The sequence below is a fragment of the Mycobacterium sp. NPDC050441 genome, from assembly GCF_040655355.1.
Classification (GTDB): domain Bacteria; phylum Actinomycetota; class Actinomycetes; order Mycobacteriales; family Mycobacteriaceae; genus Mycobacterium.
This window is the reverse complement of record NZ_JBFAJS010000001.1, coordinates 269,149-284,437: the sequence shown is the minus strand read 5'-3', so window position 1 is coordinate 284,437 and position 15,289 is coordinate 269,149. Positions and strand designations below refer to the sequence as shown.

The window sequence follows — 15,289 nt, the reverse complement described above, 5'->3', positions numbered from 1 at the left end:
AGGCGGCGTAGTCTGGGCGGGCGTGATGGCGAATGGCACTGACCAGCAGACAGTTACCGAGACGGCTGAAGACTTCTCCGAACGGATCACCTCGGCGATCGACAGTGCAGGGTTGACCCTCCTGTTGAGCATCGGCCACCAGACCGGGCTGTTCGACGCGATGGCGAAGCTGCCGTCGGCAACCAGCGCCGAGATCGCCGACGCAGCCGGCCTCGACGAACGCTACGTCCGTGAATGGCTCGGCGGGATGGCCGCGGGGCGGGTGGTCGACTACGACGCGGAGTCCTCGACGTATCGGTTGCCCGGCCACCGCGCCGCTGCGCTCACACGCGACTCCGGCCTGGGCAATCTGGCGCGCCTGGCCCAGTACGTCCCGCTGATGTGCGAAGTCGAACAGAAGATCCTCGGCTGCTTCCGCGATGGCGGCGGCCTGAGCTACGACGACTATCCGCGCTTCCACACCGTGATGGCCGAGCGGAGTGGAGAGGTGTTCGACGCCGCCCTGATCAGTGCCGTGCTGCCATTGGTCGATGGCCTTCCTCGACGGCTCGAGAGCGGAATCGACGTCGCCGATTTCGGTTGTGGCAGCGGGTACGCGCTCGGCCTGATGGCCCGGGCCTATCCGGCCAGCCGATTCACCGGTATCGACTTCTCGCCGGAAGCCATCGCCACCGGGGCCGCCCAGGCGGCGCAACGTGGTTTGACCAATGTCTCGTTCCTGGCTGCCGACTTGGCGGACCTGGACCGGACCGCGTCGTACGACGTCATCACCGCATTCGATGCGATTCATGACCAGGCGCAGCCGGCCCGGGTACTGGAGAACATCTACCGCGCGCTGCGGCCGGGTGGAGTGCTGGTGATGGCCGACATCAAGGCTTCCAGTCGGCTGGAGGACAACATCGGCGCCGCGATGAGCACGTATCGCTACGCCGTCTCCCTGACGCATTGCATGTCGGTCTCGCTCGGTCTGGGAGGCGCCGGGCTGGGCACGATGTGGGGCCGGCAGTTGGCCGTGTCGATGCTGGCCGACGCCGGATTCGCCGATGTGGAAGTCGCCGAGGTCGAGCAGGACCCGTCGAACTACTACTACCTCGCCAGGAAATGAGCAGCTCGGCCGCCTTTTAATCAGGCTGAGCCGGTGGGCATATCCCGACCATGGCTGCGCGTTGAAGCTGCCGTGGGTATCGAAACGGTGGTTAAGTCAGCCCCCGTGAGTGATGTGCGGTTTGTCGCGGTCGGCCTGGATGATCCACTGGCCACGCCGCTGCTGGCCGAGTTGTCGGTGGAGTACTCGGGACGGTACGGCGGCACGCCCGAACTGATGATGGGCTGGCTGCGCGGGAAGTCGGGCGACGAGTTCGCCCCGCCCGGCGGCGGCCTGTACATCGGCGTGCTCGACGGCGTGCCGGTTACCGGTGGCGCATTCACCCGATTCGACGCCGAGACCGCCGAACTCAAACGTATCTGGACCGACAGTCGCTATCGCAAGCGTGGATACGGCAGGGTGCTGCTCGCCCACCTCGAACGCGAGATCGCCGCGCGCGGATATCGGAGGGTTTATCTGACGACGGGCCATCTGCAGCCGGAGGCCGAGGCGCTCTACGACTCGGCGGGCTACACCCGGCTCATTGCCCCGATGCCTCCTGAAGGGGAGGGGACGGTCTTCCCGATCGCGTTCGAGAAGGAGCTGACGTCGACGTGACAGTGCCACTCTCGATCCTCGACCTGGCACCGATCAGTGCGGGCAGCGATGCGCAGACTGCGCTGCATAACACTGTCGATCTGGCCCGTCACGCCGAACAGTGGGGCTACCAACGGTATTGGGTCGCCGAGCACCACTTCGTATCGGTGGCCAGCTCCTCGCCCGCGGTCCTGGTGGGGCAGATCGCCGCGGCCACCGAACGGATCAGGGTCGGGACCGCGGCCGTGCAACTCGGCCACACCACGGCGGTCGCCGTGGTCGAGAGCTTCGGCACACTGGCTGCGTTCCATCCCGGCCGCATCGATCTGGGGGTGGGCCGCTCGGGTCAGAAACGCGCCGAAGCGGTACGGGACAAGCCGCGTGAGCCCAGACCGCCGCGCCAGTGGCACGAGATCGACGGTGTGGTGATCCCGGCGCCCTACGACATCAGCGCGCTGATGCGGGACCCGCGGCTGCAGTCGCGGATGGCGGTGTTGCAGCAACCCGAAGCGCTCACACCGGATTTCGCCGGCCAGGTGGATGACATCCTGGCCATGCTCGCCGGCCGCTATGAGGTGGGCACTGCGGTTCCCGGTGCGGGCGCCGGCCTGACACCGTGGGTGTTCGGCAGCAGCAAGGGACAGAGTGCGCGCGTCGCTGCCGCGCGCGGGCTGCCGTTCGTGGCCAGCTATCACATCACCCCGGCCACCGCGCTGGAGGCAATCGAGGTGTACCGCAACGGATTCACACCGTCGGAGAGCCTGTCCGAGCCGTACGTGGCGGTGTCGGCCGACGTGGTCGTGGCCGACGACGAAGCCACCGCACGAAAGTTGGCATCGAGCTACGGCCACTGGGTTTATTCGATCCGGGCCGGCGGCGGCGCGGTGCCGTACCCGGATCCGGCCGACTGCGGTCCGCTGTCCGACGAGCAGCTGGAGGTGGTCCGGGACCGTGTCGCAACACAATTCGTCGGCGACCCCGATCAGGTCGCCACGCGGCTGGAGGCGCTGGCGCGGGTCAGCGGGGCGGACGAACTCGTCATCACCTCGGTGACGCACCGGCACTCCGACCGGCTGCGCTCCCACCAGCTGATCGCCGAGCGGTGGGGCAATTAGCGGCTAGGCTGGCCCCGAAGCTGTCGTCACCGCTAGGGGTGTATTTGCCGAGTCTGCAGGTAATCGTGGGATCGCTGCTACTGGCAGCGGCTGCGGTGGTGTTCGCGACCGGGGTGGCTTTGCGGCTGTTCATCGGTCGCCGGGCCGAATCGGCGGAATCGCGACGGCGGATGCACGCATTTCGCCGGACCAAGTTTGCCCGAGTGCTGTTCGGGTCGGTGTACGACGACGAGGTGTTCGATCCCGACGAACTCGACCAGATGGTCCTGATGCCGACGATCGTGCTGGCCTGCGGTTTGTGCTTGACCGGGTTCTTCCTGCTGGGGTACCGGATCCTGCAGCACTAGGCGTGGACGGCGGCCGCCGCCGCGGCGGCGTCGGCGATCGATCCGCGCCACATCGGCCCGTGTCCGGGAAGCATGATGTCGGTACCCAGCACCCCGAGCGTCTCGAGGCTGCGCAGACAGCCGTCCTCGTCGTGGTTGAACAACGCCGGAAGCAGAGTGGGGCCGGTGCGCCGCAACAGCGGGTGCCCCGTCACCAGTGCGTCGCCACTGACCAGGGCACCGCCGACGATGAACGAGCAGTGTCCGCCGGTGTGACCCGGCGTGGGCACGGCTACGGGCGCCCCAGGTAGCCCGGCGGCGATCTCGGCCGTCAGCGCCTGCGCGGTGGGGATGCCGGCGTGATTCATGCCGCCCTTGGCGGTGATGGTGGCCGCCCACTTCAGCCAGCGGGGCTGCCAGATGTTGCGCACCACATCGGCGGGTGCGGCCTGCTCGAGATATTCACGCTTGGCGTGACCGAGTTCGGTCTCGTGGCAGAACACCGGTATGCCATGGGTTTTCGCGAACCAGATCGCGGTGCCGAAGTGGTCGATGTGAGCGTGGGTCAGCAGCACGGCGGCGATGTCGTCGATGGAGTACCCGAGTTGGTTCACCGACCCGATGACGTCCTGGCGCTGCCCCGGGAAGCCGGCGTCGATCAGCATGACCCGATCCCCGTCGGTCACCAGCGTCCAGTTGACCAGGTCGGTTTGTGCGAAGTGCACATGCTCGGTGATCGCGCTCAGCACTGCTGCCATGTCGCGAGTTTAGGCACAGGAGTAGAAACGAACCGTGGCTGAACTCAAACTTGGTTATAAGGCGTCGGCGGAGCAGTTCGCGCCCCGGGAACTCGTCGAGCTGGCAGTGCTGGCCGAAGCGGCGGGTATGGACAGCGCGACGGTCAGCGACCATTTCCAGCCGTGGCGACACGAAGGTGGGCATGCGCCGTTCTCGCTGGCCTGGATGACGGCGGTGGGCGAGCGTACCGAGCGGCTCGTGCTGGGCACCTCGGTGCTGACGCCGACCTTCCGGTACAACCCCGCGGTGATCGCTCAGGCGTTCGCGACCATGGGCTGTCTGTACCCGGGCCGCATCTTCCTCGGGGTGGGCACCGGCGAGGCGCTCAACGAGATCGCCACCGGCTACAGCGGGGAATGGCCCGAGTTCAAGGAGCGCTTCGCCCGGCTGCGCGAGTCGGTCAAGCTCATGCGCGAGCTGTGGGTGGGCGACCGCGTCGATTTCGACGGCGAGTACTACAAGCTCAAGGGCGCCTCGATCTACGACGTCCCCGAGGGTGGCATCCCGGTCTACATCGCCGCGGGCGGTCCGGTGGTGGCCAAGTACGCGGGCCGTGCGGGTGACGGCTTCATCTGCACCTCCGGCAAGGGGGAGGAGCTGTACAAGGACAAGCTCATCCCCGCCGTGAAGGAGGGCGCCGAGGCTGCCGGCCGCAACGCCGAGGACATCGACCGGATGATCGAGATCAAGATCTCCTACGATCCCGACCCGAAGCTGGCGTTGGAGAACACCCGGTTCTGGGCGCCGCTGTCGCTGACCCCCGAGCAGAAGCACTCGATCGAGGATCCGATCGAGATGGAGAAGGCTGCCGACGCACTGCCCATCGAGCAGGTCGCCAAGCGCTGGATCGTCGCCTCGGATCCCGATGAGGCGGTCGAGAAGGTCGGCCAGTACATCAAGTGGGGCCTGAACCATCTGGTGTTCCACGCCCCCGGTCACGACCAGCGTCGTTTCCTCGACCTGTTCAAGAAGGATCTGGAACCGCGGCTGCGCAAGCTCGGCTGAGTTGATCCGAATTCTCGCGACCCTCTTCGGGGTGGTCGCGGCGGGTGTCGCCGCGGTGGGCCTGGCGGTGCGCTACGTACCGCTGGGCCGCCACGGCACGGTGCTGTTGGCGACGGCATCGCCGTACCTGACCCTGGCGGCCCCGGTGGCAGTGCTGCTGCTGGTACTCGGTCGGCGGTGGGTGCTGACGGCGTTGGCCCTGGTGCTGACGCTGGCGGCCGCGGTGATCCAGGTGCCGCAGTACCTCGGTCCGGAGGCGGTGACGGCGCAGTCGGCACCGGTGCGGGTGTTCAGTTCGAATCTGGGTATGGGGCGCGGTGATCCCGCCGCCGTGGTGGCCGCTGCCGAGCGGACCGCCGATGTCGTTGTGTTGCAGGAGCTCACGCAGGAGGCTGCCGACGGGCTGATCGCGGCGGGGCTGGAGAACACCTTCGGCCACCGGATCTTCGACCCGGAGCCGATGGCCGGCGGCCTCGGGATATGGAGCCGGTTCCCGCTGACCGAGGGCGCTCACGTTCCCGGGTACTCGATGGTGATGCTGCGAGCGCGGTTGCACGTCCCCGACGTCGCGGTGGCCCCGATCCTGGTCGGCATCCATTTCGCCGCGCCGTGGCCGCAGCCGATCGAGTCGTGGCGCACGGACATGGAGAAGTTCCCGACGATGCTGCGCGAGCTCGCCGACGAGGCCGGACCGGGCCCGGTGATCGTGGCCGGGGACTTCAATGCCACCCACGACATGCTGCCGTTCCGTGAATTGCTCGCCACCGGCTACCGCGACGCCGCGGAGCAGGCCGGCGGCGGCATGATCCGCACCTTCCCGGTCGGCCCCCGGCGGGTACCGGCCGTCGGCATCGACCATGTGCTGTTGCGCAATGCCGACGCCACGGCGGTGCGAACAGAGTTGGTGCCGGGTGCCGACCACATGGCACTGATCACGGATATCGTTGTCCCACAAGGTGTCTGATCTCAAGCACTGCTCACCGAGCGTTGCACCGCACCGACGCTGCCCTGGCTGGTGGCAGTGAGCCGTACCCGGTCGGCTCGGAACAGGTCATTGGCGTACTCGAACGGCCGGCCGTCGCTGTCGCGGGTGACGCGCGTGATGGCCAAGAGCGGTTTGCGCTGGGCGATATCGAGCCATTGTGCTTCGCGGGGGCTGGCGCTGACCACTTCGATGGTCTCGGTGGTGGCAGCCGGGGTCAGGCCGTACCGCACCCGCACCAACTCGTAGAGCGAACCGCCGAGCGGCTGTTCCAGCAGATCGTCCATGCGCTCGGCGGCGAAGCAGGAAAGGTCCACCGACAACGGCGCACCGTCGGCGTACCGCAGCCGCCGGATCGTGAATATGTCTGCACCGTCGTTGATTTCGAGGGCCTGCGACTCCACCGGGGTGGCCGGTCTGCGGTCGGTCGCCAGTACCCGGGTGGCGCTGGTGTGGCCGCCGCTGCGCAACCGGTCCGGTAGCCCGGCCAGCTCGGCGGCGTTGCGTTCGACCACATCGGCGCGTACGAAGGTGCCGCCGTTGCGCCCGGTGCGGCGCTCCAGCACGCCGGCCTGGCTCAACGGCAGCAGTGCGCTGCGCAGCGTGGACCGCGACACCGCGAAGTCCGCCGCCATCTCACGTTCGGTGCCCAGCCGCGAGCCGGGCCGCAGGGCGCCCGCGGCCAACATGGACAGGATGCGCCGGCGCACGTCCTCGGCGACGGGGCCGCCGGATGTCGGGGACATCGCCCGAGTATGAACCAAATCGACCGGACGCAGCAGACCAAAACCGACCGGTTTACATGACGGCAATAAATGGCCTGAACTGCAATAAGTTTCGAGTTGCCGCTGCCACCTCTACGGGCTAACAATGTGCTTCGTCGCATCACAATGCCGTCGGCGACGCCAAACAATCAGACCAAATAGTGGTCCAGAAGCCGTCCTCAGTTAGGACCCGCAATGAGCGAGATCATCGATCCGCCGGCCCCGTCCGGCGCCCCCATCCAACGCCTCAAACCCAACGCCGTCGGGTTGGTCGGCGTGCTGTTCATGGCGGTCGCCACGGCCGCCCCCATCACCGCCATGGTCGGCAACGTGCCGATCGCGGTCGGCTTCGGCAACGGCGTCTACGCGCCCGCCGGATACTTCGTCGCCACCATCGTGCTGACCCTGTTCGCCATCGGCTACGCGGCGATGAGCAAGCACATCACCGCTACCGGTGCCTTCTACGGATACATCTCGCACGGCCTGGGGCGTGTCGTCGGTCTCGGTGCGGGATTCCTGACCGCATTGGCCTACATGGTGTTCGAGGCCTCGCTGATCGGCATCTTCTCGTTCTTCGGCAATGATCTGTTCAAGTCGTTCTTCAACATCGACGTGCCCTGGCTTCTCTTCGCGGTGGTGATGCTGGCCGTGAACGCGGTCCTGACCTACTTCGACATCAACCTGGCCGCCAAGGTGCTCGCGGTGTTCCTGATCACCGAGATCATCATGCTGGCCATGATGGCGCTGTCGGTGGTCTTCACCGGTGGGGGACCACAGGGCTGGTCACTGGGATCGCTCAACCCGCTCAACGGTTTTCAGAGTCTCTCCGGCGAGGTGGCCGGTGCCGACGGCAGCATGATCACCGTTGCCGGATCGGCCGGAGTCGGTTTGTTCTTCGCGTTCTGGTCGTGGGTGGGCTTCGAGTCCAGCGCCATGTACGGCGAGGAGTCGCGCAACCCCAAGAAGATCATCCCGATCGCGGTGATCAGCTCGGTGGTCGGTATCGGCGTGTTCTACGTACTGGTTTCGTGGCTGGCGATCGTCGGCACCGGCCCGCAGAATGCGATTGCGCTGGCACAGGATTCGACCACTGCCGGTGACATCTTCTTCACCCCGGTGCACGAACACCTCGGACAGTGGGCCGTCGACCTCTTCAAGATTCTGCTGATGTCCGGTTCCTTCGCCTGCGGCATGGCGTTCCACAACTGCGCTGCCCGCTACCTGTATGCGCTCGGGCGCGAGAACGTCGTGCCCGGAATGCGCCAGACCATCGGCTCCACCCATCCGGTACACGGTTCGCCGCACATCGCCGGATTCGTGCAGACCGGTTTCGCGACCGTGGTCGTGCTGTTCTTCGACATCACCGGACGTGACTCCTACACCGGGCTCTACGGCCTGATGGCGTTGCTGGGCACCACGGCCATCATGATCGTCCAGGCCCTGGCGGCGTTCTCGGTGATCTCCTACTTCCACGTGCAGAAGCGCCACCCGGAAACCGCGAACTGGTTCACCACCTTCCTGGCGCCGTTGCTGGGCGGAACCGGCATGCTCTACGTCATCTACCTGTTGGCCAAGAACGCGTCGTTTGCCGCGGGTACGGCCGCTTCCGACTGGATCTTCACATCGATCCCGTATGTTGTCGGCATCGCCGGGATCGGCGGTGTGCTGTGGGCACTGTTCCTGAAATTCAAGGATCCGGAACGTTATTCCGATCTCGGGCGCACAGTGTTGGAGGAAGCGCACGAACGTTAGCGGGTGGCCGCAAGTCGCGAAAGGGATGCCATGGGTTTTTCCAACATCATGGATTCGAACAGCTACAGCGGCCTTTCGACCGATCCTGACACCGAAAAGCTGATCGAGGCCCGCACCCACCTACTGGGACCGGCGTACCGGCTGTTCTACGAACGGCCGGTGCACCTGGTCCGCGGCCGCGGCAGCCACCTGTTCGACGCAGACGGCGCGCGCTACCTCGACGCGTACAACAACGTCGTCAGCGTCGGGCACTGCCACCCGCACGTGGTGGCCGCCATCGCCCGCCAGGCCGAGACACTCAATACCCATACCCGCTACCTGCACGACGGCATCGTGGAGTACTCGCAGCGGCTGTTGGCCACGCTCCCAGGCGAAGTCGACCAGGTGATGTACGCCTGCACCGGCTCGGAGGCCAACGACCTGGCCCTGCGGGTCGCCCAGATGTACACCGGGGCACGCGGTGTGATCGTCACTCGCGACGCCTACCACGGCAATACCGAAGCGGTGACGGCGATTTCACCGTCGATCGGTGGAGCCACCGCCATGGGGCCGCATGTGCGCGCCGTGGCCGCTCCGGACAGCTACCGCTCGGGCGCCGATGTGGCAGACCGGTTCCTGGCCGATGTGGAGGCAGCGATCGGCGAGCTGAAGGCGGCCGGCCATGGCCTGAGCGCCCTGATCGTGGACACCTTCTTCTCCTCCGACGGTATCTACCCCGACCCCTCGGTGCTGGCGCCCGCGGTGGCGGCGGTACGCGCGGCCGGCGGGGTGTTCCTCGCCGACGAGGTGCAGCCCGGTTTCGGCCGCACCGGGGAGTCGATGTGGGGCTTCACCCGCCACGGCGTCGTGCCCGACCTGGTCACCATGGGCAAGCCGATGGCCAACGGGTTGCCGGTGGCGGCGATGGCCGCCCGCAGCGAGGTGCTCGAGGCGTTCGCCCGCGAGGTGCCGTACTTCAACACCTTCGGCGGCAATCCGGTGTCGATGGCCGCGGCGGGCGCGGTGCTCGACGTCATCGAGGATGAAGGGCTGATGGCCAACGCGGCGCGGGTCGGCACCGCCCTGCGCGACGAGCTCACCCGGGTGGCCGCCGAGAATCCGCGCATCGGGGATGTCCGAGGGGCGGGGCTGTACGCCGGCGTCGAGATGGTCACCGACCCCGACCTCAAGACCCCCGACCGCACCGGTGCCCACGACCTGGTCAACGCGATGCGCGACCGCAAGGTGCTGATCTCGGTGTGCGGCACCCACGGCAACGTCCTCAAGGTGCGTCCACCGTTGGTGTTCTCGGACAGCGACGTGGACTGGTTCTGTACGGAATTTGCGGGGGCGGTGGCGGCGCTGGGTTGATCTAGGGAATGCTGGAGCGGTGCCGGATGGAGACATCGCGACCGCGATCTACGTAGCCTCACCCGAAGGTGACACCGGCAAGTCGACGATTGCGCTGGGCATCCTGCATCGACTTGCTGCGACGGTGCCGAGGGTGGGGGTGTTCCGTCCGATCACACGCCTCGGCGAGAATCGGGATTACATCCTCGAACTGTTGCTGGCCAGTGCCACGGCCGGGTTGAGTTACGACGAATGTGTCGGGGTCAGCTACCAGCAGGTGCACGAGGATCCCGACGTCGCGATCGCCGATATCGTCGACCGGTTCCATCGGGTGGCCGAGCGGTGCGACGCCGTGCTGATCGTCGGCAGCGACTACACCGACGTCGCCACCCCCAGCGAGCTCAGCATGAACGCGCGCATCGCGGTCAACCTCGGCGCGCCCGTCGTGCTCGCGGTCAAGGCCGCCGACCGCACGCCCGAAGAGGTCGCTCATGTGGTCGAGGTGTGCCTGGCCGAGCTGAATCATCAGCATGCCCACGCCGCGGCGGTGGTCGCCAACCGGTGTGACCCGGCGCAGTTGGACGAGGTGGCCGAGGCCCTCAAACCGCTCGGCCCGCCCGCCTATGTGCTGCCCGAGGAGCCGTTGCTCATCGCCCCGTCGGTGGCCGAATTACAGGTGGCGGTCGACGGCACGGTGATCGCCGGGGATCCCGCGCTGCTGTCGCGCGAGGCGATGGGCGTGCTCGTGGCGGGGATGACGGCCGAGCATGTGCTGGAGCGGCTGACCGAGGGTATCGCGGTGGTGACCCCGGGTGACCGGTCCGATGTGGTGCTGGCCGTGGTGAGTGCCCATGCCGCAGAAGGCTTTCCGTCACTGTCCTGCATCATCCTCAACGGTGGGCTCGAATTGCACCCCGCGGTGGCGTCGCTGGTGGAGGGGCTGGGTCTGCGGCTGCCCATCGTGGCCACGAAGTACGGAACCTTCGAGACCGCAAGCCGGGTCGCCGGTGCCCGCGGTCGGGTCACGGCGAAATCGCAGCGAAAGATCGACACCGCGCTGGCGCTGATGGACAAGCACGTCGACGTCAACGACCTGATTGCGCAGCTCAGCATTCCGATCCCCGCGGTCACCACGCCGCAGATGTTCACCTACCAACTGCTCGACCAGGCCCGCTCCGACCGCAGGCGCATCGTGCTGCCGGAGGGGACCGACGACCGCATCCTCAAGGCCGCGGGCCGGTTGCTGCAGCACGAAGTGGCCGAGCTCACCATCCTCGGCGAAGAGAGCCAGATTCGTTCCCGGGCAGCAGAACTCGGGGTGAACCTCGATGCCGCCGTCGTTCTCGACCCGCGCACCAGCGAATTGTGCGACCGGTTCGCCGAGCAGTACGCCGAGCTGCGCCGCAAGAAGGGTGTGACCTTCGAGCAGGCCCGCGAGATCATCCACGACGTCTCGTATTTCGGCACGATGCTGGTGCACAACGAGATGGTGGACGGCATGGTGTCGGGTGCCGCGCACACGACCGCGCACACCGTGCGGCCGGCCTTCGAGATCATCCGCACCGCGCCGGGAATCTCGACGGTGTCGAGCATCTTCCTGATGTGTCTCGCCGACCGGGTACTGGCCTACGGCGACTGCGCGATCGTTCCGGATCCGACCTCGGAACAGCTTGCCGACATCGCGATCTCCTCGGCGCGCACCGCCGCGCAGTTCGGCATCGACCCGCGGGTCGCCATGCTGTCGTATTCGACGGGAACCTCGGGTACCGGGGCCGACGTCGACAAGGTTCGGGCGGCAACCGAACTGGTGCGTCAACGCGAACCGGATCTGTTGGTGGAGGGGCCGATTCAGTACGACGCGGCGGTGGAGCCGTCGGTGGCGGCCACCAAGATGCCCGACTCGTCGGTGGCGGGGCGGGCCACCGTGCTGATCTTCCCCGACCTCAACACCGGTAACAACACCTACAAGGCGGTGCAGCGCAGCGCCGGTGCCATCGCCATCGGACCGGTGCTGCAGGGCCTGAACAAGCCCGTCAACGATCTGTCCCGGGGCGCCCTGGTGGAGGACATCGTCAACACCGTGGCGATCACGGCGATCCAGGCGCAGGAGCAGTCATGACGGTTCTGGTGGTCAACTCCGGATCCTCGTCGCTGAAATATGCCGTGGTGAAACCGAATTCGGGAGAATTCCTGGCCGATGGCATCATCGAGCAGATCGGCTCGGCGCAGGTACCCGACCATGATGCCGCGCTGCGGGCCGCATTCGATGAGTTGGCGGGTCAGGGTCTGCACCTGGACACCCTGGGCCTGGTGGCAGTGGGGCACCGGGTGGTGCACGGCGGCCAGACGTTCTACCGGCCCACCCTGATCGATGGCGATCTGATCGCCAAGCTCGAAGAGCTGTCACCACTGGCCCCGCTGCACAATCCGCCGGCCATCCTCGGTATCGAGGTGGCCCGCAAGCTGCTGCCCGATCTGCCTCATGTGGCAGTGTTCGACACCGCGTTCTTCCACAACCTGCCCGCAGCGGCGGCCACCTATGCCATCGATCGCGAGGTGGCCGAGCGCTGGGGTATCCGGCGGTACGGCTTCCACGGCACCTCGCACCAGTACGTCAGCCAGCAGGCCGCAGCGTTCCTGGACCGGCCCTACGAGTCGCTGAATCAGATTGTGCTGCACCTGGGTAACGGTGCGTCGGCGTCAGCGATCACCGGCGGCCGGCCCGTGGACACCTCGATGGGGTTGACGCCGATGGAGGGCCTGGTGATGGGCACCCGCAGCGGCGACCTCGACCCCGGCATCATCTTGTACCTGCGCCGTGCGGCGGGCATGGATGTCGAGGACATCGACACGATGCTCAACCGCCAGTCGGGTGTGCGCGGCCTCGGTGGGGAGAACGACTTCCGGAAGTTGCATGCGCGCATCGAATCCGGTGATGAGAATGCGCAATTGGCGTACGACGTCTACATCCACCGGCTACGCAAATATGTCGGGGCGTATATGGCGGTGCTGGGCCGCACCGACGTCATCAGCTTCACCGCGGGGGTCGGGGAGAACGACGCCTCGGTGCGCCGCGATGCGCTGGCCGGCCTGACCGCGCTGGGGATCGAGATCGACGAAGAGCTCAACGCGGCGCGGTCGCACGAGGCCCGACGGATCTCGACACCCGACTCGGCGGTGGCGGTGCTGGTGGTGCCGACCAACGAGGAATTGGCGATCGCGAAGGCCTGCGCGGCCCTGGCCTGATGCCGATATCACGCTCGGATACCGGCTGCGGCCAGGTCGTCATCGCGACTGTTGAAGAAGTCGGCGATCACGTGTGTCCACGCCTGGATGTCGGCGACTGAACGAGCAACGACGAGGCTCGAATTCGGAATGAGCACATGGAGGTGGGCCGCGGTCGTCACCGCGTGGAGTGGGTCGGACGGCCACGTCAAAATCAGTGTCGGATGCCGGAGGCCCGCGATGGCCGTCGGGTCCGGAAGTTCTGACCGCCCGACCCCGCGCAGCACGGCGGCAAGTACATGATCGGCTACATCGGGCACGAACGTTGCACCCGGGTGGTCGGCGAAGACAGGTAGCGGCGCGGCGTTCGCCCACTCGTCTCGCCACGCCGCCGGGCCGATGCGCTCGATGCGATCAGCCGTTTCGTCATACCAGCGTCGGCCCTCCTGCGCGCGCGTCCCCCACGATGCCGGTGGGATCAGCAGGGCCAGTCGCCGGAAACGGTGCGGCGCAGACAATGCGGCATACAGCACAGCGGCGGCACCCCAGGACGAGCCAGCGAAGTCGACCGGTTCCTCGACGGCCGCGGCGCCGAGGATCCCCAACAGATCGTCTGCTGCTTGCTCGAAGCTGAAGTCGTCGATCACCGCGCGCCCGCTGGAGTGTCCGTGTCCGCGTTGGTCGTAAGTCAGCAACTGGCGGTGCGCCGCGATGGCATCGATATCGACGAGATCCAAGCCACGTACCGCGGCCCGGCTCAACAACACGCCGTGGGCGTATCCGATCGTGCGGCCGTGGCCACCCAGTTCATAGGCGATGGTGGCCCCGTCTGGGGCGGTGTAGAACGCATCGGTAGTCATTGCACCTCTTTTCATACTGTACCCGGGGAGGGTATATGTCCTCGTCGGCAGGTTAGCGCACCGAATCGGCGTTGTGTTGGCCAGCCGGATCCATCCCGAAATACGTTGCAGTGCAATCACAGTGACGACTGCACGTGGTTGTGATGACACCGCATGAGCGCTGTCAGGCGCGGGGGTTCCGGTTCGGAAATTTTCGCGAACTACTGAGATGAATAGTAGATGGTGCTAGTCTCGGGTTGGGCTCCGGACCGTGAAGCGGACCGCCAGGTGTCCGATCTGAACGGTCCTGCCCGCGTCGGCGCGCCACGCCTCTTCCGGCTACGCCAGCTCATCGTTGACATCGATTTGGCGAAACTCCCTAGCTGAGGTGTGACGCGCCGACGCTCCTGCTCAAGGCCGCTGGCAGATTGCGACCTACCGATGACCGCCGCACTCAACATTTCACGTCCACGAAGAAGATGCGGTAGGCCACGTTACGCACGGGCGAGTTCGTGCCGAATGGCGATCCGGGCGCCGACCGGTAGATGGCCGGCCCCTGGCGGACACCTGTCACCGTGCACTGCGAGAGTTGTTTGTTGCCGGTCTTGGAGACGATGACACGGTCGCCGCGTGCTTCGATTTCCGCGATGATCTGGGTCGCGTCGCCGACGCCACCGGGGTTCGCGCCCGCAGAAGAGGGGTTGGTCAGAGCGGCGGAAACCCCCACCACTACCGGTGTGACGATCCTCGCGACATGGAGAATTTGCTTGCGTGACATGGATTTTCCTTACGTGAAAGCCGCAGATGAGCGGCATCGGATGATGGCGGTGTACGCAGTTCTTCACCAGGACGGCAAAGAACGCGCAAGCCACCTCACCGACGGATCACGCAGAGGTGATGCAGTAGCTCGCGACCGGACCGGGTGGCTGATGGATGCGGTGAGGGAGGGCCTCGCCGCATTGCCGAGAGCCGCACAACTGAAGAGTCGGCAGGCGTGAGGCCGAGCATGATCACGACAAGCGCAGTACGCGGCTTCGTCAGCGTCAGTCTGTCGGCAGTTGCCCCGTCAGGTGCGTGACATACCTTGGCGTCGACTGGAGTACTGGCATGGGTGTGTGCAACAGGACTGGTGTGATTTGCGCTGTGCACGGCAACGGCGACACGGGCATCGGCGGCAGCCACCGGTCCCCCGCCGATTACTGCGCAGGCCGCCAGTAGGCCAAACGCCAGCACCACCACTGCGACGGACCGCCGCCGTCGTCGTCGCCGCGCCTGGCCCGCAAGGCCACGATGCTGCTTGTGATGTGGTGGAGGCGAACCGGGTACGCGCAATCTCGCCGGTACGTGCGAGTGCATCGCTGAAGCGCATCCCGTGCCCATGTGCTTTCCTCCCAACCTCATCCTGAGTGGAGAAGCCGCAGATCCGTTATGGCTCGGATAAAGATTCATTGAAGAAAGTCGGCGGAACTTGCA

At 66.4% G+C, this 15,289-nt stretch carries 14 protein-coding genes; 10 read left to right on the top strand and 4 right to left on the bottom strand.

What is annotated here, in order from left to right:
* Positions 1–25 precede the first annotated feature (25 nt).
* The 4 genes from AB0I14_RS01490 (at position 26) to AB0I14_RS01475 (ending at position 3,143) form a co-directional block, all read left to right on the top strand.
* Entirely contained in the window at positions 26–1,105 is a 1,080-nt protein-coding gene (locus AB0I14_RS01490) for a class I SAM-dependent methyltransferase (protein WP_358014826.1), read from the top strand.
* Positions 1,106–1,210: 105 nt separating this feature from the next.
* On the top strand, positions 1,211–1,702 hold the full coding sequence (locus tag AB0I14_RS01485; RefSeq protein ID WP_358014823.1) for a GNAT family N-acetyltransferase: 492 nt from the start codon (positions 1,211–1,213) through the stop codon (positions 1,700–1,702).
* Positions 1,699–2,796 carry an LLM class flavin-dependent oxidoreductase gene (locus AB0I14_RS01480; protein WP_358014819.1) on the top strand — a complete coding sequence of 366 codons (1,098 nt, stop codon included), beginning with the start codon at positions 1,699–1,701 and terminating at the stop codon, positions 2,794–2,796. Before AB0I14_RS01485 ends, AB0I14_RS01480 begins: the two co-directional genes overlap by 4 nt.
* A gap of 65 nt (positions 2,797–2,861) precedes the next feature.
* Entirely contained in the window at positions 2,862–3,143 is a 282-nt protein-coding gene (locus AB0I14_RS01475; RefSeq protein WP_358014816.1) for a hypothetical protein, read from the top strand.
* On the opposite strand, the gene AB0I14_RS01470 is transcribed toward AB0I14_RS01475, so the two are convergent.
* Positions 3,140–3,880: an MBL fold metallo-hydrolase gene (locus AB0I14_RS01470; RefSeq protein WP_358014814.1), complete on the bottom strand. Its 741-nt coding sequence runs from the start codon at positions 3,878–3,880 to the stop codon at positions 3,140–3,142. The two genes, AB0I14_RS01475 and AB0I14_RS01470, sit on opposite strands and share 4 nt — an antisense overlap.
* A 34-nt stretch (positions 3,881–3,914) precedes the next feature.
* On the opposite strand from AB0I14_RS01470, the gene fgd reads away from it, so the two are divergent.
* Together fgd and AB0I14_RS01460 are read left to right on the top strand one after the other, a co-directional pair.
* Positions 3,915–4,925, top strand: coding sequence for a glucose-6-phosphate dehydrogenase (coenzyme-F420) (fgd, locus tag AB0I14_RS01465; protein ID WP_358014811.1), 1,011 nt, complete (start codon positions 3,915–3,917; stop codon positions 4,923–4,925).
* A gap of 1 nt (position 4,926) precedes the next feature.
* Complete coding sequence (locus AB0I14_RS01460; protein ID WP_358014808.1) at positions 4,927–5,889, top strand: endonuclease/exonuclease/phosphatase family protein; 963 nt, start codon at positions 4,927–4,929, stop codon at positions 5,887–5,889.
* Between the two features lie 2 nt (positions 5,890–5,891).
* Here the strand turns inward: AB0I14_RS01460 and AB0I14_RS01455 are convergent, their stop codons facing one another.
* The gene (locus AB0I14_RS01455) at positions 5,892–6,653 is read right to left on the bottom strand and encodes a GntR family transcriptional regulator (RefSeq protein WP_358014805.1); all 762 of its coding nucleotides are present in this window, start codon (positions 6,651–6,653) and stop codon (positions 5,892–5,894) included.
* A gap of 213 nt (positions 6,654–6,866) precedes the next feature.
* Here AB0I14_RS01455 and AB0I14_RS01450 point away from each other — a divergent pair, with 213 nt between their 5' ends.
* The 4 genes from AB0I14_RS01450 to AB0I14_RS01435 are packed head-to-tail and all read left to right on the top strand — an operon-like array spanning position 6,867 to position 12,998.
* Positions 6,867–8,423, top strand: coding sequence for an APC family permease (locus tag AB0I14_RS01450; protein WP_358014802.1), 1,557 nt, complete (start codon positions 6,867–6,869; stop codon positions 8,421–8,423).
* Between the two features lie 30 nt (positions 8,424–8,453).
* Positions 8,454–9,773: an aspartate aminotransferase family protein gene (locus tag AB0I14_RS01445; RefSeq protein ID WP_358014799.1), complete on the top strand. Its 1,320-nt coding sequence runs from the start codon at positions 8,454–8,456 to the stop codon at positions 9,771–9,773.
* Between the two features lie 19 nt (positions 9,774–9,792).
* On the top strand, positions 9,793–11,871 hold the full coding sequence (pta, locus tag AB0I14_RS01440) for a phosphate acetyltransferase (protein WP_358014796.1): 2,079 nt from the start codon (positions 9,793–9,795) through the stop codon (positions 11,869–11,871).
* On the top strand, positions 11,868–12,998 hold the full coding sequence (locus AB0I14_RS01435; RefSeq protein ID WP_358014793.1) for an acetate kinase: 1,131 nt from the start codon (positions 11,868–11,870) through the stop codon (positions 12,996–12,998). Before pta ends, AB0I14_RS01435 begins: the two co-directional genes overlap by 4 nt.
* Positions 12,999–13,006: 8 nt before the next feature.
* On the opposite strand, the gene AB0I14_RS01430 is transcribed toward AB0I14_RS01435, so the two are convergent.
* Together AB0I14_RS01430 and AB0I14_RS01425 are read right to left on the bottom strand one after the other, a co-directional pair.
* Complete coding sequence (locus tag AB0I14_RS01430; RefSeq protein WP_358014790.1) at positions 13,007–13,837, bottom strand: alpha/beta hydrolase; 831 nt, start codon at positions 13,835–13,837, stop codon at positions 13,007–13,009.
* 433 nt (positions 13,838–14,270) lie between these two features.
* Positions 14,271–14,594: a hypothetical protein gene (locus tag AB0I14_RS01425; RefSeq protein ID WP_358014787.1), complete on the bottom strand. Its 324-nt coding sequence runs from the start codon at positions 14,592–14,594 to the stop codon at positions 14,271–14,273.
* Positions 14,595–15,289: the final 695 nt, after the last annotated feature.